Genomic DNA, 17,957 nt, shown 5'->3' on the forward strand with positions numbered 1-17,957 from the left:
AAACAGAAGCAACTAGTTGACTTCTAGATATGTCCATGAGAAACTGGAAGAGCTTTTTTTGAGGACGTGCTTTTGCCCCGAAAACAAAGTTCGTACGTTGTGCTTACTGTTCTATCTCACTCTCCTTAACCCCATCAACGCCATGCGCACTTTCAAATTCCTGACCCTATTCATTGGGGCCTCCCTGCTAACCGGTGCGGCCTTCGCCCAGGGCACCACTACAACTACCACCAAGACCACTACAACCAAAGCGCCCGAAGACAAATCGAAGCGGCCCAGCCCGCCCGCTACCGTAATGGGCACCGCGCCCGGCGGAGTGGCCTACACCATCGACTACAGCCGGCCCTCCGTCAAAGGCCGCAAAATATTCGGCGGACTAGAGCAGTACGGTAAAGTATGGCGCACCGGCGCCAATGAGGCTACCACCTTCGAGGTGAAGCAGCCCGTGAAAATCAACGGCCAGGCCTTGCCCGCCGGTAAGTACGGGCTGTTTACCATTCCCGGCGAGCAGGAATGGACCATCATCTTCAACAAGACCGCTGATCAGTGGGGCGCCTACGAGTATAAAGCCGACCAGGATGCTCTCCGCGTGAAGGTGAAGCCCACCAAACTGCCTGCTCTGGTAGAGCAGTTCACCATCACCTCTGATAACGCTGGTGTAGTAAAAATGGCCTGGGAAAATACGCAAGCCAGCTTCACGGTAAGCAAGTAATTGGCCTAGAAGCCTTTTTTTATCAGATCGGCCACCGTTCTTACTCAGATGAGTAGGAGCGGTGGCCGATCTGATTTCTGGCAGCACTAGGCCAGGTAGAAAGCGGATTCGGAACTCTACCCTTGCTTGGCCATTTCCTCGCCCAGAACGCTTTCTACCCAGGCTTTGCCCCAGTCTTCCAGCTCCTGGGGGCTCCAGATTTGCGGATAGAAAATACGGCGCTGGAACTTGGGAGGCAGGTACTTGCGCCAGTTAGTGCCGCCGGTAGCGGCAATGGCGTCGGGGTGGCGCTCCAGGTAGCGCACCGCCGATTTGTAGTGCATCAGGGGCCAGTTCACATTCACGTTCACGTCCAGCTGGCGCAGCTGGCGGAGCAGGCGCGGGTGCTGGCGGTCCTCTTCGGGCAGGCGCTGCACCACGGCCCACAGGTTGCGCTCCTGGAAATGGCGGGCGTGCTCGATGAGCTGAGCCGTATATTTTTCCTCAAACTGCACAAGCGTGAGGGCCTTGGCGCCGGTGTCTTCCACGGTGGCGCCGGCTTTCCAATAGATGCAGCCCAGCAGCTCGTCGTGGGCGGCGGCTTCGCCGAGTAGGCGGCGCTGCTCTTCAGGCACGAGGTTGGTGAGGCTGGTGCTGGCCAACTCAATCATGCGGTACTGCACGCTCTGGAACCCCGAGGCGGGCATCAGGCTCATGCGGAACTGCAGAAACTGCTGCTTATCCATACCGTCCACCATCACATCAAACGAGTCGATCAGGTTCTCGAAGTAGCGGTTTACGCGGCCTACGCGCAGCACCACTTCCTGGAGCGTGGGCGTCTGCAAGTCGCCGAGCTGCTCGTACTCGCAGAGGCAGAGCTTGAAGTACAGCTCCGTAATCTGGTGGTACATGATGAAAATGCGCTCATCGGGAATCTTCGTGAGCGGCTGCTGCAGGGAGAGAAGCGTGTCTAGCTTGATGTAGTCCCAGTAATTGACGTAGTCGGCGTAGTACAGGCCTTCCAGGTAGCCGGCCAGATCCTGGCCATCGGCAGCGTATTTGGTTTGGAGTAGGCGCAGCTGTTGCCAGACGGCCGGCGAGAATTCTTCCTCGGGAGAGCTCATGCGTAGGGTGGAGGTAAACGGCGGGAGAAAGGAAAAGAAAGGAGTGGGTGGCCTACAAAGAACGAAAAAGCCCTCGAAACCACCACGCAGGCAACGGCCAGGCTGCCCCAGACATCTTACTGGCTGAATATGTCGGGACATGGATTGCGGGAGTGGCCTAGGCCTGTTGCTTTCCCCAATGAATCCGATACCTTTACCCTGTTTATGGCCGAGAAAAGCAGTATTTTCGATATGATCGGACCCGTGATGATTGGGCCGAGTTCCTCGCACACAGCGGGCGTAGTCCGCATTGCCGGGGCCGCTATCCGCATTTTGGGCTCGATTCCGACCCACGCGACTATCACGTTCTACAACTCTTTCGCCCGCACCTACGAGGGCCACGGCTCCGACCGAGCTATTGTGGCCGGTCTGCTGGGCATGGCCACCGACGACGTGCGTATCCGCGAAGCCTTCGACCACGCTAAGCATGCCGGGCTGCAGTACACGTTCCAGAGCGTGGGCAATGCCTCGACCATGCATCCCAATACCATTAAGCTGCAGCTGCGCGATGAGCGCACCGGCAACTCAGTGGAAGTGATCGGGCAGAGCCGGGGCGGCGGCGTCATTCGCATTGTGGAGGTGGATGGGTTTCCCTCGGACTTCTCCGCCTCGCTGCACACGCTCATCATTGATGCCGACGACGTGCCCGGCTCCATTGCCTTCATCGCCTCCGTTATAGCCCACGACGATTGCAACATTGCTACCATGTTCGTGTCGCGCAAGGGCAAGAACGATGCGGCCCGGCAGTTCATCGAAATAGACTCGGGGCTTCGTGAAATCACGCTGGAATATCTGCGCCAATTGCGCTGGGTTCACCGCGTTACCTACATTCCTACTATCGAGTAAATTACTAGACTAACGGTGTAAAACGGCTTTTTCACGGCTGATTTTCCCCGATTGGTTGATTTTGACAGGGGAGTGGCCTACCGTTCCGATACCTTTAGTGGCCTAGGCCACTTGGCTTTCGCTCCCGGCTAACTTCTTCTTTTCTTTCAGGCAAGTAAGTATCCTCTTATGAAGCGTTTTTACTGGTTGTTGAGTATGTCGGCCGGGCTGCTGGCGGCCCCGGCTGTGGCCCAGACCACGCAGCCCACTCAGCCGCCGGCCGGGTCGTTGGCGGGCACTACACCCAGCGGACCTTTCTCTCTGCAGCAGGCCATTGATTACGCCCTGAAAAATAACCTGGGGGTACGTCAGCAGCAGCTAACTTCGGAGCTTCAGAACGCTACGCTGCGCCAAAGCCGGGCCGCCCTGCTGCCCACGGCCAACCTTTCGGGTACGCAGGCCTGGAACTACGGTACCAGCCTCGACCCACTGACCAACGACTTCGTAAGCCAGACCATCCGCTCAAACAACTTCTCGGCTAATACCCAGGTTACGCTGTTCGCAGGTTTTCAGCTGCGCAACACAGTGAAGCGTAATGCCCTCGACACGGAGGCTAGCAACCTGGATATTGAAAAGTCCCGCAACGATTTGTCTTTGAACGTGGCCTCCGCCTTCCTCCAGCTGGTGCTGGCCGAAGAGCTGGTGCGCACCAACGAGGTACGCGTGAACAGCACCCGGCAGCAGGTAGAGCGTACGCAAAAGCTCCTGAAGGCCGGCGCCATTCCGGAAAGCAACCTGCTCGATATTCAGGCCCAGCAGGCTTCCGATGAGCTGAACGTCATCACGGCCCAGAACCAGCGCGACCTGGCTCGCCTCACGCTTGCCCAGCTGCTGAACTTGCCTACGCCGACAGGCCTACAGATTGAAGTTCCGGCCCTGGCTGACCCCGACGACCAGCCACTGCTGGAAGCCGACCCCGATGGGACGTTCCAGACGGCGCAAAGCCTGCTACCCGAAATAAAAGCGGCCGATTTGCGCGTGCGCTCCGCCCAGCGCAGCCTCGATATTGCCCGCGGTGGATATTATCCGAGGTTGGCGTTTGGCGCCGGTGTGTTCACGGGTTTCTCCTCGTCGCGGTTGGCTCGGGTGTTCAATGGCGACTCGACCGATGCAGTGCAGCTGCCGGTGTTTCAGCCCGGCTTGGGTGGGCAGCCCATTCCGTCGCAGTATTTTCTGTTGCAGCCCAAGCAGGCTGTGGCCGAATTCCTGCCTTCCGGCTTCTCCAGCCAGATCAAAGATAACTTGGGTAAAAACCTGCAATTCTCGCTGCAAATCCCGATTCTGAATGGTCTGCAAACCCGCACCAGCGTGCAGCGGGCCCAGATCAATATCCAGCAGCAGGAATTGCGCGCCGAGCAGGCTCGCCTCACGGTTCGCCAGAACATCCAGCAGGCCTACGCCGACGCCATTGCGGCCCAGCGCCGCTACCTATCGGCGCGCCGCCAGGTAGAAGCCCTGACTACGGCTTACCGCAACGCCGAAATTCGCTTCAACAACGGGCTGCTCAACGGCACTGAGTTCAACATTGCCAAAAACAACCTCACGGCGGCAGAGTCCACCATGATTCAGGCCAAGTACGAGTTTATCTTCCGCCGCAAAGTCCTCGACTTCTACCAGGGCCGCCCCATTGCGCTGTAGGCCAGTGCAGCGGCTGCCTGCCTCCACACGGTTTGTACTGTGCCTGAGGACTATTCTGTATCTGCTTCCCAAGACCCCAAATACCAAGACCCTAAGTTGCTAAGATGAAAAACAACCGCGTACTGTATATTCTGCTGGCTGTAGTAGTGCTGCTACTAGGTGGCTTCTGGGTGGCGAAGAAGAAGGGTTGGGTCGGCAAACCCGCTGGCACCGAGGTGCTGGCCGTGAAAGCCGGCATGAACACGATTGTGGAAACGGTGAGTGCCTCGGGTAAGGTGCAGCCGGAAACGGAAGTGAAAATTTCGCCCGACGTATCCGGCGAAATCATTGAGCTGTACGTGGAAGAAGGCGACTCCGTGAAGAAAGGCCAGCTCCTGTTGCGCATCCGGCCAGATAACTACCAGGCCATGGTAAACATGCAGTCGGCTTCGGTAGGTACGCAGCGCGCCAATGTGGCCCAGACCCAGGCGCGCCTGCAGCAGCTGATTGCCAGCGCCCGCCAAACCGAGCTGACGTACCGGCGCAATGCGTCGCTCTTCAAACAGAAGGTGATTTCGCAGTCGGATTACGAAGCCAGCAAAGCGGCCTATGATGCGTCGCAGGAAGAAATTAACTCGGCCCGCCAAAGCATCCGGGGTGCGCAAAGCAATGTGCGCAGCGCCCAGGCCTCTCTGGACGAAGCCCGCAAGAACCTGGACAAAACGACCATCTACGCGCCAGTAAATGGCACCGTGAGCAAGCTCAATGTAAAAAAGGGCGAGCGGGTAGTGGGTACTTCGCAGATGGCCGGTACGGAGATTATGCGGGTGGCCAACCTCAACAATATGGAGGTGCGGGTGAGCGTAAATGAAAACGACATCATCAACGTGACCCTCGGCGACTCAGCCAACGTGGAAGTGGACAGCTATGCCAGCAAGAACCAGAAGTTCCGGGGCATTGTAACCAGCATCGCCAACACGGCCAAGGACGCCCTTACGGCCGAGGCCGTGACGGAATTTGAAGTGCGCATCCGGCTGCTGCCCGAGTCGTACCAGCAGTTGCTGCGCACGGAAAAAGGCCGCGCCGTAGTACCGTTCCGTCCCGGTATGACGGCGTCGGTGGATATCATCACGGAGCGTAAAGCCAATGTACTGAGCGTCCCGCTGATGGCCGTAACCACGCGCGCCGACAGCACGAATACGGAAGATGCCAATCAGAAAGGCACGCCAGCGGTGCGCGTGAGCCGTGGCGCTGCTGCAACCCCAGAAACGGCTAAGGCTACCAGCAAGCCCGAAGTAGAGCAGGTGGTATTCCTAATTAGAAACGGCAAAGCCGTAATGACGCCCGTGAAAACCGGCATCAGCGACCGAAACAACATGGAGATTCTGAGCGGTATTCAGGCCGGCGACGAACTGGTGAGCGGTCCGTACCGGGTAGTTTCCAAAACCCTGAAGGATGGCGCTACGGTCGTCATCAAGGATCCTAAATCCCTGGATAAGTCGGCGCTGAAAGAAGACGACAAAGAAAGTGAATAGCCATCTGGCCTAGCACATCTGCCTGAGCGCTTGTGGCCTAGGCCACTCAGGGAGGCCGCCGTTGCACTTGGCAACGGCGGCCTCTCATTTTTTTTGGCTAAGATTGACGGACGGTGATTTCGTGAACTGATGAAATAGGGAGTTTTTCGTGCGGTAGGCGCGGATTGCGCTACTGGTGCAGTCTAGGCCAGTCGGATGTTAAACTCCCTAAATTACCACTTCACTAAATCACCATTTCACCACCTCATCCTCATCCAGCTTGGAAAAAATTGCCATGCTCGGCGGTGGCTCCTGGGCCACTGCTCTCACCAAAATTCTATCAGAAAACGGGGCCCGCGTAGCCTGGTGGATGCGCAGTAAAGACGACGTGCAGCACCTGTTGCGCACGCGCCATAATCCGCGCTACTTGTCCTCCGTTGCCCTGGACCTGAACCGTGTGCACCCGACCACGGATTTGGAAGATGCCGTGCGCGACGCCGACTGGCTGGTGCTGGCCGTGCCTGCCGCCTTCGTGCAAAGCACCCTAGATAAGCTGGACCGTGACTCGCTCAAGCATAAGCGGGTTATTTCGGCCATTAAAGGTATGATACCCGGCAAAAACGTGCTCGTGACGGATTACGTGGCCGAGCGTTTCCGGCTGCCGCACACGCGCATTGGGGTAGTAGCCGGCCCGTGCCACGCCGAGGAAGTGGCCCTGGAAAAGCAAAGCTACCTGACCATTGGCTCGCCCGATATGGAGCTGGCTGAGGAGTTCAGCATCCTGCTGCGCAACCGCTTCGTGAAAGCCAACCCGGCTCAGGATCTGGACGGCATTGAGTATTGCGCCGTCATGAAGAACATCATCGCCCTGACCTGCGGTATTGCGCACGGCCTGGGCTACGGCGACAACTTTCAGGCAGTAATGGTGGCAAACGCGGTGCAGGAAATGCGGCGCTTTGTGCACGCGCTCAACCCGCAGCCCCGCGACCTATCCGCCTCTGCCTACCTCGGCGACTTGCTGGTGACGGCCTACTCGCAGTTTTCCCGCAACCGCACCTTCGGCAACATGGTGGGCCGCGGCTATAGCGTAAAATCCGCGCAGATGGAAATGAATATGGTAGCCGAGGGCTACTATGCCGTGAAGAGCATTTACGAGCTGAACAAGAAGCTGCAAGTGTCAATGCCCATCACGTCGGCAGCTTACCACATTCTGTACGAGAAGATTTCGCCGGCTGTAGAAATTGAACTGCTAAAGGAGAAATTCAAGTGATGCCTGCTGACTCCACCGAAGGGCGGTGGCGCCTGGCCTGGTTTTTTGCATTAGGAACTGGCTGGGTATCAGTGCTGATCTTAGTCGTGGACTACTGGATGCTGGGAAAACCGGAGTGGTTGGGCATACTTGATGGCAGTAAGGGCTGGACTGTCTATCCCCCTTTGATGGCGCTTCCGCAGGCTATACCGGGCGTTCAGACGTACAACGCCGTTTTGCTCAGCGCTACCATTGCCGGATTGATATTATTTGTGACTTGGTTTCTGGCTCTGAAGCAGTGGCCTAGAGGGAGTAAAAGGCCCAGTCGGTGGTTTTGGCTTTCCCTGTTACTACTAGCGCCAGTAAGTGTTTCTGTAGGAGGTACATTGTATAGTATCAAATTGAAGCGCGTTATGGAGATGCATATGCTGCAGGAGTTTTCTGAGCGCCCCGAGCAAGAGTCTTCTAACGGTTCGGCTCATATAAATTCTCAGGAAGATGTGCTGGACAAGGAGAAGTAACCTTCATTCCGACTGGCCTAGGCCGAACAAATCAGCGGGTTTCTCGTCTGTTAAGTAATATTTCCACTCACTTAACCGCTACTGCATGAGCACCTGGGGCTACTACAACTTCGATAATGACTTGGCAGCAGATTTGGCGGCTAAGTTCCGGGATACGCACAGCCTAGGCCTGCTTTCGGAGGCGCTGGCCGACATTCCATCGGCTGAAACTATCGGGAACGATGCGGCGCAGGAAGCGCTGGCCGCGGCTGAACTGGTTGCCGCTCTCCTTGGTAAGCCCGGTGAAGACCTTCCGGCTGATTTGCTGCCCATTACCGTGCAGCTCAACCCCGCGGAAAGCACCACCTTGCAGGGCCTGGCCCGTGAAGCCGTGCAAGCAGTTTCTAAACGCTCCGATCTGCAGGCGCACTGGACCAAAGGCGACAACAAAAAAGAGTGGCAGCAGCGCCAGCAGGACCTTCTGCACCGGCTGCAATAAGTCAGTACTCGCGGTATGCATTGGCTCTTACTTGCCTTACTCACAGCTCTTTGCCTGGCTCTGTATAATTTCTTTATTAAGCTGGCTTCCGGGCACATTTCAGCGGCAGCCGGCGCCGTTATTTTGCAGCTGGTAGCCGCTGGCCTAGGCGGTATCTGGCTGGTCTGGCTGAGGCTGAAAGGCCAGCCACTTGATATCAGCAGCAAAGGGGTAGGGTTGGCCATGCTGGCCGGGGCGGGCGTAGGCCTGGCCGAAATCCTCACGTTTGTGGTATTTGGCCGAGGCTTACCCTCTTCAGTAGGCACGCCCGTAATTGTGGGAGGCTCCGTTCTGCTGACGGCTGTGCTAGGCCTAGTGGTGCTGCGCGAAACGCTTTCCTGGTCTCAGGCTGCCGGCTTGCTCAGCATTGTAATAGGCATTGCCCTGCTGGCCCGGGGGCATTGACAAGCGCATACCCCTGCGTATGCTTACGACAGCTTTCAACATGCGTCAGCCGGAGAAATAATTCTCCGGCTGACGCATTTGGTTGTGGAAAGGGGACGGTCGAGGCTAGCGGGCAGTAGCTGCCGACTAGCGAGAGGGTGACACAAAGGTGCCGTCATTCTGTCCCGTAACCAAGGCAAATACCGCGTTATTTGTGACTCATAATGCGCACCCTGCCGCACACCGGATAAATGAAAAACGGGTTATACGCCAGTTGTAGCGCAGTTTCGCTGTGAAATAAGCGTTAACTACTGGTGAAATTGTGACACGGCCTGCTGGTCGGCTTATTCGCTTTTTATGGTTCCTCACACGAAGTCGGAAAGCCACAACTATTACGGGACAGGCCTGACTTCCAAATGGCTTCCCACACCTGAGTGCTCTGTGATTAGAGCGCCTGTAGAGGGAGAAAAATCTGATATTCAGTGTATTCATCTTTCTGAGGCAACACCTTTAGGGTGCCCATCAGCCGCTTGGTAATTAGATCATAGCTCAGGGCCAGGCCAAGGCTGTTATCGTTGGGGGTTTCTCCAGTCGGAAAGCGCTGGAAAAGATTCTTCAGCGCTGCTTCGGAGAAGCCAACACCATTATCCCGAAAGCGGATTTCAACTCCCTGCCGGGTGCGGGTAGTGGTAAGCGAGACCTGTGGCACATAGTCTTCCTCGCCCATCGTCTGCCGTTGCTGCACGGCGTAGAGCGCGGTCGTGAACACGCCCACCAGCGCCCGGCCGACTTCCTGACGGGTGACCTCTACCCAACCAACGGCCGGATCGGGGTAGAGTAGCAAAGCACAGTTGAACATATGATGCTTGGCCCGCAAATCATGGTAGGTGAGACGCAGATATTCTTCGGCCAGCATGTTGAGGTTGGTGGGCTGGCGCGGGCTGTTGCCGTCCTGGGAGTATTCCTGCATCCCCCGCACAATGGACTCGGCCCGTTGGCTGTAGTGCATGATTTTCTCCTGGTTCTGGCCCAGGTTCTGCAGCATCTCATCCATCACCTCCTGGTCATAGGTGGAGATTTTGCCTTTCCCCAGCTCCCCCCGGACTTCCTTACAAAGCTCCACACTGATAGCGGCGAACTTGCGCACATTATTTACCGGATGCTGTATCTCGTAGGCCACTCCGGCCATCAATTCGCCTAAGGAGGCCATCTTTTCGCGGAGCATCAGCTGTCCCTGCGTTATTTTGAGCTCCTTGAGGGTGCGCACTAAACTGTCGCGCTGCACCTTCAGCTCGTCGGCCTGCTGAGTCACGCGCCCGTTCAGCGTCAGCAGCCGTTGGTTGGTGCGCTGCTGTTGCCGGTTGTGCCGCAACATCAGCGTCAGCAGAATCAGCAGTACGCTCACACCCACCAGCAGGCCTACCGTGCGCGCGCTGGCCCGGTACTGTATTTGCTCATCCTCCAATTGGCGCAGGCGTTGCTGTTCCGCAAATCCAATAGCATCCAACTGCTTTATACGATGAGGGTTGTAGAGGCTGTCCTGGGCCATGAGCATAATGCTCATGTATTTCAGGGTGCTATCGGGCTGGTTGCGGCTACGGAAAATATCAGTAAGCAGTGAGCTGGTCCTAACCACCCCGATAATGAACGGCAATGACTGGCCTAGCTGCAAGGCTTTGCGGGCATAATAGGTGCAGGAATCGGGCTCCTGACGGGTCTGATAAAGATCAGCCATGTATTGATAAGCCCGGCAGGCACTCCGTAGGTCGTTTTCCGGCCCAGCTGCCTGGGCGCTCCGCCGGTAGTAGGCCAATGCCGCATCGGGGTGGCCTAGCGCCACCTGAAGCAAGCCTAGTTCGCGCAATACATACGGGGCCGGGTTCCCCCAGCAGCTCTGATGCACGGAAGTCGAGCGGCGGGTAAGCTGCCAGGCCTGATTTAGAAACAGCGACGCCGAATCCAGCTGGCCCTGCCCTTCATAGCTCGCGCCAATATTGGTCAGAACGCTGATTAACTGAGAGGTGTCCTTTACCTGGGCCTGCTCGTACAGCCTGCGGGCCCGGAAGTAGTACCGTAAAGAAGGGACGAAGTCTTCCAATGCATAATACAGCAGCCCTGTTTGGTTGAGCGTCCGGGCTGTTCCCTCAGTATCGTGGCTGGCCTCATTCAATCGAAGCGCCTGCAGATCTATGCGCAACGCCTGCGGAAGATTGCCCCGCTCACTCAGCAGGATGCCAATGCGCGAGAGGCAGCGGCCCTGGCCTTTTGTGTACCCCAGTTGTTGAGCCAGCAATAACCCTTTTCGGGCATACTGCTGCACAGAATCGAAGTGGGAGTAGCGATAAGTGGCACTTAAATCGGCTAGTAGCAGTACCCGAGCTGTGTCGGAGGTAGCGGCAGCCAGTGCTTGTCGTAGGTATTTGGTTTGAGGACTTTGAGCCCAGACAGTACTGCTACTTACCCAAAGCAGGGCCAGTAGAAGCAGGCTCTTAAGTTCGCGTCGGATCATGGATGCGAAGATAGATAACCTCTTCGCCGATATTTACACGCTTTCCACAAATCGTCATAAAAAATATATAAAATATAAAATTAACTGCACGCTGCAGCAAGGGCCAACAGTCTAAGCAGCTTGTAACCTAGTTTGCTAAACGAGTCGGCAGGAAAAGTACATGTGCGCACCCGCAGTACACTTGCAGGGAGAGCGGATGATGAAAAGGCTATGCCAGCCGAGGTGCTGCAGGAAGTGTTTCTCCCGCCAAGAGCAGTACAGCCAACACCGAAAGCATAGGGAGCTGAGAGGAGGTTTGGGTTACAGGCATTGAGGCGCTAGTGCAAGTGATATTTCACAAAGCTCAACCATCAACTGGTTAGTGGAAAGGCTAAAAACAGGTTGATTGTGACTGTAAACAAAAGTATATAATATAGGATAAAGCTAAATTAAAAGTAAAATCCCGCCGTTATACTGGCCTAGGCTACACTTTGCGCGATTAGGTGAGCCACTTTTGTGACATTCTCGACTTCACCCTGTAGTGGATTTTTTAAGAACAGACAGGCCTGGACGCAAAAAAGCCCTTGCAAATCATGGATTTACAAGGGCTTTTGCAGGCTAAGAGCCTCCTGCCGGGATCGAACCAGCGACCTACTGATTACAAGTCAGTTGCTCTACCAGCTGAGCTAAGGAGGCGTTAACTGGGTGCAAAACTAAGTATAGGATCGGTATTCCCAAACACCCGGAGCGAAATAACTTGATTTTTTTCACGTCAATTTTCGGAATAAATTCCTTGTTCACGTCAATCGCTTGATATACTGGTAACTGCATTGCAAGGTCGCCTAGGCATTATTTAGTGAATTTCATAAAGACCAAGGTGCAGACCGCACACAAAACGCAAAAAGGCGAGACAGATGTCTCGCCTTTTTGCGTTTTGTGTGCGGTCTGCACCTAACTGCGGACCACTTTCAGCTGCTTTTTCAGCGCGTCAATCCGAGCCTGGGCTTCGTCTATGCGGCCTTGATACTCCTCCCGCAGCTGGCCAGCGTTCTTGGAGCGTGCGAAAAACTCCAGATTGGTTCGCAGGGTGGAGATGTCGTTTTCCAGCTCGTTAATTTCCCGCCGCAACAGCTGTTCCTTTTTGTAAAGCTGCTGCTGGGCATCGGGCGAGGACTTTAGTCGCTCTATTTGCAGGCTAAACAGTAGATCTGTGCGCTCCGCGTAGGAAAGCCCTGGCACTGTATCCAGGTATTTGCTCATCAGGGTTTGAAACTTCTCTTCGGCTCGTTCATTTCCCCGAGCAGCACCGGTGTCAAAGGCCCGCCAGGCACTCACGTGCTGCTGGAATCCTTCTATACTTCCCGGAGTATCAGGAGTGAGGGCGCCTATTGTTTCACCAAGCTGGTCTAGGTGCTGAACCTGTTCGCGACTTAGTTGTTGGGCGTGGTGCTCACGCTGGCGTACTTCTTCTTTCTTCCGATCAAAAAAGGAGTCGCAGGCGGTGCGGAAGCGGTTCCAAACTTTGTCCGACTGCTTCTCTGGAACACGGCCAATGAGTTTCCATTCCTTCTGAAGCCGGATAATGGTTTCGCGGGCTTCTTCCCAATCGGTGTTTTGGAGGGCTGCTTCGGCCTGCTCACACAACTCAAGCTTGCGCTTCAGGTTGGTGTTTTTCTCTTCGTCGAGTGCCTTGAAGAACTGGTTTTTGCGCTGGAAGAACCCTTTATAGGCTCCCCAGAACTGCTTGTTCATCTGCTCGGCCTTTTCGCGGGGTACTAGGCCAGCGGCGTCCCACTCTTCCTTGAGCTTTTGCAGCTCATCGGTTTTGGAGCGCCACTCGTTTACACGCTCCGTCTGGAATTCACCGAAAGGCTGCAACTGCGCCAGAAGTGCTGTTTTACGCTCTAGGTTGGCATTCTCCTGAGTGGAGCGCGAGGTGAGAAACTCCTTCTTGCGGTCATGGACCTTCTCGGAGGCTTGCAGGAAGCGTTGCCATAGAGTTTCGCGCTGCTCATTGGGCACCGGGCCAATGTGCTTCCATTCTTCGTGGAGCTGGCGCAAGTCCTGCAGCGCTTTGTTGATACTGGATTGCTGCTGCAAGGCTTCTGCCCGCACTACAAGTGCTTCTTTGGCTTCCTGGTTGCGGCGACGGTCCAGTTCCTTCATTTCGAAGAACAGACCGCGGTTGTTGTAGTAGATATCCAGTAGCGCGTGGTAGTTGTTCCAGAGCTCCTGCGTTTCTTTTTGCGGCACCGGACCGGTGGCCTTCCAATCGTTTTGGAGCGCTTTGATACGGGCGGAACTGTCTTTGGTTTCTGCCGATTCTACCAGTTGCCGCAACTGCGACAGCAAGTACTGTTTGTGCGCCAGGTTTTTGGCCCGTTGCTCGTCTTCGGCTTTGGTATCGCGCACGCGGCTGTCGCGAAACTCCTGGAATGCTTTCGTCAGATCCTGATATCCTTCGGGGCCGGTGTAGTTGAAATCGTTGGCCTCGTTGCCAGCATCCACGAACTGCTGCCGGGTGGCTGTGCGGTCGGCCTGAATTTGGGTGTCGTAATGCCGGTAGAAGTCGAATATCTGCTTGCGGTTCTGCCGGGCATCGGGTTTCTGCAGCAGGGCTTGCAGATGAACTGTTTGCGCCGTAAGGTCCAGCGTGTTGAAGTCGGGACCGTGCGTTTCCGCTACATAGTCCTCCTCTTCGGAAGTCGCGGCGGCATCGGAGGAAGTATGCAGCGACGCAACAGAAGGCGCTTCTTCCAGGGCCTCTTCCAGGCTTTCGCCGGGCTCTAGATCTACTACGGGTTTCACATGCGGGTCTTCCTGCTCCATGGCATCGGAAGGAGCAGCGCTTTCAGTGTGAGCTGCTTCGGCCACTTGAGGATGCTGAGGCGCCTCAGCAGAATTTTCAGGCTCTGTGGTGCCATAGTGCGCCAGTGAGCGGGCCTCGCCGGCAGAGTGCGGGGCCTCGTTCACGCTCGAAGGCAGATGGGTGGCAGATTCCAAGGCGGCGGTTTCTTCCGGAGAGCCTTCCTCGGGCTGCAATGGCTCCGCAGTGCCCGCTCCGGCAGGCTGAGATGATGTGGAAGCGGGACCCTGCGCGGGGCGCTCCGTGATATCCTCCGGCGCCACTGGGGTCGGAACAGGGGTATCGGCCGGCACGGGGACTTCCGTTGGTGGATCCGTGGGGGTATTAGCAGGATCCTGTTGCGACTTGATTTCAGCCAAGCGGCGCTCCAGAATGCTCATCGGCGACTCCGATGCATCGTCGGAGGGAGTGGGGGCGGTGGTATCGTTGTCGGGTAGCATAAGGTTCAGAGGAGAAAGGCCCAAATGGGCGGTGGGGGCGCGGTTAATTCAGACGGGGGTCTGTAGGATAATTGGATAGCATGCGGTAGCGGCCTCCTTTTTCGCGCAAAATCGACCGCCAAAAGGCATCGTTATCCAAAGTAAATACTTTCCCGGCAGCATTGGGGTGCACAATCCAAACATTTTCACGCACTTCCTCGGCTAATTGCCCGGCCGTCCAGCCGGAATAGCCTACGTAGAGGCGCACATCATCGGCGGGTTGCGCATCGGTTTGCAGCTCTTGCAGAAGTTCGCGAAAATCGCCGCCCCAATACACTTCCTGGCCTAGCGCTACGGCATTAGGCAGCTCTGCGCGCCGGTGAAGATAATGAAGGGTATCCGGTTGTACGGGGCCTCCCATACCCAGCGGCAGGCGGGCAGCGGGCAGCGCGTCGCCGCCCGGAAACTCGAGCACGTCGCCGAGCTGCAGCGATGCCGGCCGGTTCAGGACCAGTCCAAAAGAGCCTTCTTCCTCGGAGTGGCTGCACAAGAGTACCACCGTCCGCTCAAAGTTAGGGTCACCGAGAAACGGCTGTGAAATCAGCAAACTACCAGGGCGTAGGCGCGGCATGGGAGGAAGTGGTTGGAAGTGAGCAAGGGAGTAACAGAGCAGGATGTACGTGGAAGTACCAACAAAAACGGCCGTGATTTGTCGGCGCCGAGCGGGCCGAAGCCCTGAGAGAAGTACGTTGGGCAGGGGGGCGTGGGTTCCGTTAGCTGCTGCATTGTGCTACCTTTCGAGCATTTACTGGCTTTCGGTGGTTACTAGTTTTCGTAGGCCTTTCTACAAAGGCTGGAGTGGCCTACAAAGCACAGGGGTCGAACGGGCTTTCCCGCTAGTCCCTAATTTAGCATTTGATAGCGGGGTAGCTGGCCTTAGGCTATCTTTTTTCGTGGTTTACTATTCCCTTTCTTCTCCCATGATTGATCCGCACCTTGCCGACCTGCGCAAGACGTATGCCCAGCGTACGCTCACTGAAGCCGATGTGCAACCCGATGCCGTGCGCCAGTTCCGGGCCTGGCTGGATGAGGCCATCAGCGCTCAGGTAGAAGAGCCCACTGCCATGACGCTGGCCACCGTGAATGAAGCCGGGCAGCCCTCCGCCCGTATTGTTCTGCTCAAAGGCTTGCCCGACGACGCGGGCTTTTTGTTTTTCACCAATTACGATTCGCGCAAGGGGCAGGAACTGGCTACTGGGCCACTGGCGGCCCTTACCTTCTTCTGGCCCGCCCTGGAACGGCAGGTGCGCGTGGAGGGCCGGGTAGAGAAAGCACCCGAAACTTTATCGACGGAATATTTCCAGAGCCGGCCGCGCAGCAGCCAGATCGGTGCCTGGGCCTCGCCGCAGAGCCAGCCCATTCAGAGCCGGGAGGAGCTGGAGCAGCGCGAGCGGGAAGTGGAAGCGCGCTTTGCCGGCCAGGAGCCGTTGCCGCGTCCGGAGCATTGGGGAGGCTATATTCTACGGCCTCAGCGGGTGGAATTCTGGCAGGGGCGGCCCAGCCGCCTGCACGACCGGATTGTGTACGAATTCCACGGCGAGGGGTGGAGGCTGACCAGGCTGGCTCCCTAGGCCACTCGGCGGCGGCAGATTCTGGCGGTCGTCCCTTCTTTATTATGACTTTACTTTTCCACAACGCAATTTTTCTGAGTGGCCGAAATTCAACCCGTACGCGGCTGGCGCTATAATTCGGAGCTAAGCCAACAAATTGATGATTATGTGTCGCCGCTCTTTGATGTAGTATCGGCGAAGCAGCGGGAGGCGCTGTACCGTAATCCATTGAACAGCATTCATCTTTCGGTGCCGCGGGGCGAAGATGCTGCTGGTTTGGCGCGGAAGCGGCTGCAGGAATGGCAGCAGCAGGGCGTGCTGCTGCAGGATCAGCTGCCCGGCATCTATGTGTATTACCAGTATTTCCGGCTGCCGGGCAGCTCGCGGGAGTACTGCCGCAAGGGGTTTATGTGCCACATCAGGGCTTACGACTGGGCCGAGAATGTGGTGCTGCGCCACGAAAACACACTGCCCACCGCCGTCAACGACCGGGCCGAGCTGCTGAGCCGCACCGAGTTTCAGACCAGTGCTACCCACGGGCTGTACCGCGACGAGGAGTTCGAACTGGAACGCTACATGGATGAGGCCATGCGCAACCCGCTCTATCAAACGGAGGAGGACTACCAAGGCGCCCGCGACGTGCTGGCCGTGATTCAGGATGCGGCCATTATCCACCGGTTTCAGCGGGTGCTGGCGGCCCGGGAGGTGATTCTGGCTGATGGCCACCACCGCTACGAAGGCTCCCTGGCCTACCGGCAGGCCCGGCGCCTGGCCGCCGGAGAGGCCTACACGGGCCAGGAAGCCTGGAACTTCCACCTCATGTACCTCACCAACGCCGCCGCCGACGACCTGCGCATTCTGCCCACGCACCGCCTGGTACTGGAGCTGCCCGTAGGCCTATCGGGGGAGGAAATGCTCGCGCGGCTGGCGCCCTACTTTACGCTTCTCACTCTAGATGACCCCTATGATTTGCCGGAGCGTATTGCGGGCAAGCAGTGGGCGTTTGGGCTGTATCTGGGGGAAGGACAGGTGTATAAGCTTCGGCTGCGCCCCGAAGTGCATGCCCAGCTCGACTGGCCTACGACGCCCGAAGTGAAAGCGCTGGACCTGACGGTGCTACATTTCTTTGTATTGGAGAAAGTGCTCGGCATTGTGGGGCCCGAGGCCCAGCGCCAATGGACGGGAGTGGCCTACGTGCGCAATTTCCCGGAGTGCCTCACCCGCGTAGACCGCGGCGAGGCCCGCGCCGCTTTCATCACCAACGAAGTGACCATGGAGGAAGTGGAGCGCGTGTGCCATTCCGGCGCCGTGATGCCGCCCAAGTCCACGTTTTTTTTCCCAAAAACCATCGGCGGCTTCCTGTTTACCAGTATCCGCGATGCCGAAACCGACCACCCATTTTATGCCGCTTTCCGTTCCTGATTCCGCTCCTGTTCGTCCGCGCCTGGTATTGGCGTCCAATTCTCCCCGGCGCCGGCAGCTGCTTACGGAGTTGGGAGTGGCCTACGAGGTGCGTTTGCGCGAGGTAGACGAGTCGTTTCCGCCGCATCTGGTGCGGGCCGAAGTAGCTGAGTACCTGGCCGCCCACAAGGCCTCGGCTTATGCCTCAGACCTAGCGCCTGATGAGCTGGTGCTCACCGCTGATACCATTGTGTGCCTAGATGATGACGTGCTGAATAAGCCTGCTGGTGCGGCCGAAGCCGTGCAGATGCTGCAGCGCCTGCAGGGGCGTTTCCATGATGTGTACACGGGTGTGTGCCTGCTGGCTGGCGACGGGCGCAAAGTGGTGTTCTCGGACCAGACGCGGGTGCATTTTCGTGCGCTTACGCTCTCTGAAATTGAGCATTATGTGGCGCACTACAAACCCTTCGATAAGGCCGGGGCTTATGGTGCTCAGGACTGGATTGGGATGGTGGCCGTGACGCACCTGGAAGGCTCCTACTTCAACGTAATGGGCCTACCCGTTCACCGCGTGTGGGAAGAGCTGGAAAAGCTGGGTGCCGTAAGCATCTGATGTTTTGAAGCTGTTGAGG

At 57.0% G+C, this 17,957-nt stretch carries 15 protein-coding genes and 1 tRNA gene; 11 read left to right on the forward strand and 5 right to left on the reverse strand.

Features of this window, described 5'->3' with window-relative positions; genetic code table 11:
• Positions 1-142 precede the first annotated feature (142 nt).
• Entirely contained in the window at positions 143-712 is a 570-nt protein-coding gene (locus tag CFT68_RS03725) for a DUF2911 domain-containing protein (RefSeq protein WP_088842073.1), read from the forward strand.
• 116 nt (positions 713-828) lie between these two features.
• Here the strand turns inward: CFT68_RS03725 and CFT68_RS03730 are convergent, their stop codons facing one another.
• Positions 829-1,815 (reverse strand): tryptophan 2,3-dioxygenase family protein, encoded by a 987-nt coding sequence (locus CFT68_RS03730; RefSeq protein WP_088842074.1) that lies wholly within the window; start codon positions 1,813-1,815, stop codon positions 829-831.
• A gap of 204 nt (positions 1,816-2,019) precedes the next feature.
• On the opposite strand from CFT68_RS03730, the gene sdaAB reads away from it, so the two are divergent.
• From sdaAB to CFT68_RS03765, 7 genes are all read left to right on the forward strand, one after another.
• The gene (sdaAB, locus tag CFT68_RS03735; protein WP_088842075.1) at positions 2,020-2,700 is read left to right on the forward strand and encodes an L-serine ammonia-lyase, iron-sulfur-dependent subunit beta; all 681 of its coding nucleotides are present in this window, start codon (positions 2,020-2,022) and stop codon (positions 2,698-2,700) included.
• Positions 2,701-2,868: 168 nt separating this feature from the next.
• On the forward strand, positions 2,869-4,377 hold the full coding sequence (locus tag CFT68_RS03740; RefSeq protein WP_088842076.1) for a TolC family protein: 1,509 nt from the start codon (positions 2,869-2,871) through the stop codon (positions 4,375-4,377).
• Between the two features lie 104 nt (positions 4,378-4,481).
• Complete coding sequence (locus tag CFT68_RS03745; RefSeq protein WP_088842077.1) at positions 4,482-5,891, forward strand: efflux RND transporter periplasmic adaptor subunit; 1,410 nt, start codon at positions 4,482-4,484, stop codon at positions 5,889-5,891.
• A gap of 259 nt (positions 5,892-6,150) precedes the next feature.
• A complete protein-coding gene (locus CFT68_RS03750) occupies positions 6,151-7,140 on the forward strand; it encodes an NAD(P)H-dependent glycerol-3-phosphate dehydrogenase (protein WP_088842078.1) in 990 nt (329 codons plus the stop codon).
• Positions 7,140-7,640, forward strand: coding sequence for a hypothetical protein (locus tag CFT68_RS03755; protein ID WP_088842079.1), 501 nt, complete (start codon positions 7,140-7,142; stop codon positions 7,638-7,640). The genes CFT68_RS03750 and CFT68_RS03755 overlap by 1 nt, the downstream gene beginning before the upstream one ends.
• A gap of 85 nt (positions 7,641-7,725) precedes the next feature.
• Positions 7,726-8,118, forward strand: coding sequence for a DUF4259 domain-containing protein (locus tag CFT68_RS03760; RefSeq protein WP_088842080.1), 393 nt, complete (start codon positions 7,726-7,728; stop codon positions 8,116-8,118).
• 15 nt (positions 8,119-8,133) lie between these two features.
• On the forward strand, positions 8,134-8,562 hold the full coding sequence (locus CFT68_RS03765) for an EamA family transporter (RefSeq protein ID WP_088842081.1): 429 nt from the start codon (positions 8,134-8,136) through the stop codon (positions 8,560-8,562).
• 424 nt (positions 8,563-8,986) lie between these two features.
• Here CFT68_RS03765 and CFT68_RS03770 read toward each other — a convergent pair whose 3' ends face one another.
• The 4 genes from CFT68_RS03770 to CFT68_RS03785 all read right to left on the reverse strand — a co-directional run bounded on the left by CFT68_RS03770 (position 8,987) and on the right by CFT68_RS03785 (position 14,945).
• Positions 8,987-11,050: a tetratricopeptide repeat-containing sensor histidine kinase gene (locus tag CFT68_RS03770; protein ID WP_088842082.1), complete on the reverse strand. Its 2,064-nt coding sequence runs from the start codon at positions 11,048-11,050 to the stop codon at positions 8,987-8,989.
• A 602-nt stretch (positions 11,051-11,652) separates the two neighbouring features.
• Positions 11,653-11,725: transfer RNA gene (locus CFT68_RS03775), tRNA-Thr, on the reverse strand.
• A gap of 255 nt (positions 11,726-11,980) precedes the next feature.
• Complete coding sequence (locus tag CFT68_RS03780; RefSeq protein WP_088842083.1) at positions 11,981-14,335, reverse strand: DUF349 domain-containing protein; 2,355 nt, start codon at positions 14,333-14,335, stop codon at positions 11,981-11,983.
• A gap of 43 nt (positions 14,336-14,378) precedes the next feature.
• Positions 14,379-14,945 carry a YqgE/AlgH family protein gene (locus CFT68_RS03785; protein WP_088842084.1) on the reverse strand — a complete coding sequence of 189 codons (567 nt, stop codon included), beginning with the start codon at positions 14,943-14,945 and terminating at the stop codon, positions 14,379-14,381.
• A 349-nt stretch (positions 14,946-15,294) separates the two neighbouring features.
• Here CFT68_RS03785 and pdxH point away from each other — a divergent pair, with 349 nt between their 5' ends.
• From pdxH to CFT68_RS03800, 3 genes are all read left to right on the forward strand, one after another.
• A complete protein-coding gene (gene pdxH, locus CFT68_RS03790; RefSeq protein WP_088842085.1) occupies positions 15,295-15,945 on the forward strand; it encodes a pyridoxamine 5'-phosphate oxidase in 651 nt (216 codons plus the stop codon).
• 78 nt (positions 15,946-16,023) lie between these two features.
• Entirely contained in the window at positions 16,024-17,346 is a 1,323-nt protein-coding gene (locus tag CFT68_RS03795) for a DUF1015 domain-containing protein (protein WP_088842086.1), read from the forward strand.
• Positions 17,327-17,938 carry a Maf family nucleotide pyrophosphatase gene (locus tag CFT68_RS03800; protein ID WP_088842087.1) on the forward strand — a complete coding sequence of 204 codons (612 nt, stop codon included), beginning with the start codon at positions 17,327-17,329 and terminating at the stop codon, positions 17,936-17,938. Before CFT68_RS03795 ends, CFT68_RS03800 begins: the two co-directional genes overlap by 20 nt.
• The last annotated feature ends 19 nt before the right edge of the window (positions 17,939-17,957 follow it).

It is taken from the genome of Hymenobacter gelipurpurascens (assembly GCF_900187375.1).
In the GTDB taxonomy this organism is placed as follows: Bacteria; Bacteroidota; Bacteroidia; order Cytophagales; family Hymenobacteraceae; genus Hymenobacter; species Hymenobacter gelipurpurascens.

Coding starts and splice junctions, on each gene's coding strand:
- CFT68_RS03770 (WP_088842082.1), bottom strand. CDS start 11,050: ATGATCCGACGCGAACTTAAGAGCCTGCTTCTACTGGCCCTGCTTTGG.
- CFT68_RS03785 (WP_088842084.1), bottom strand. CDS start 14,945: ATGCCGCGCCTACGCCCTGGTAGTTTGCTGATTTCACAGCCGTTTCTC.
- CFT68_RS03725 (WP_088842073.1), top strand. CDS start 143: ATGCGCACTTTCAAATTCCTGACCCTATTCATTGGGGCCTCCCTGCTA.
- CFT68_RS03740 (WP_088842076.1), top strand. CDS start 2,869: ATGAAGCGTTTTTACTGGTTGTTGAGTATGTCGGCCGGGCTGCTGGCG.
- CFT68_RS03745 (WP_088842077.1), top strand. CDS start 4,482: ATGAAAAACAACCGCGTACTGTATATTCTGCTGGCTGTAGTAGTGCTG.
- CFT68_RS03780 (WP_088842083.1), bottom strand. CDS start 14,335: ATGCTACCCGACAACGATACCACCGCCCCCACTCCCTCCGACGATGCA.
- pdxH (WP_088842085.1), top strand. CDS start 15,295: ATGATTGATCCGCACCTTGCCGACCTGCGCAAGACGTATGCCCAGCGT.
- CFT68_RS03765 (WP_088842081.1), top strand. CDS start 8,134: ATGCATTGGCTCTTACTTGCCTTACTCACAGCTCTTTGCCTGGCTCTG.
- sdaAB (WP_088842075.1), top strand. CDS start 2,020: ATGGCCGAGAAAAGCAGTATTTTCGATATGATCGGACCCGTGATGATT.
- CFT68_RS03800 (WP_088842087.1), top strand. CDS start 17,327: ATGCCGCTTTCCGTTCCTGATTCCGCTCCTGTTCGTCCGCGCCTGGTA.
- CFT68_RS03730 (WP_088842074.1), bottom strand. CDS start 1,815: ATGAGCTCTCCCGAGGAAGAATTCTCGCCGGCCGTCTGGCAACAGCTG.
- CFT68_RS03760 (WP_088842080.1), top strand. CDS start 7,726: ATGAGCACCTGGGGCTACTACAACTTCGATAATGACTTGGCAGCAGAT.
- CFT68_RS03755 (WP_088842079.1), top strand. CDS start 7,140: ATGCCTGCTGACTCCACCGAAGGGCGGTGGCGCCTGGCCTGGTTTTTT.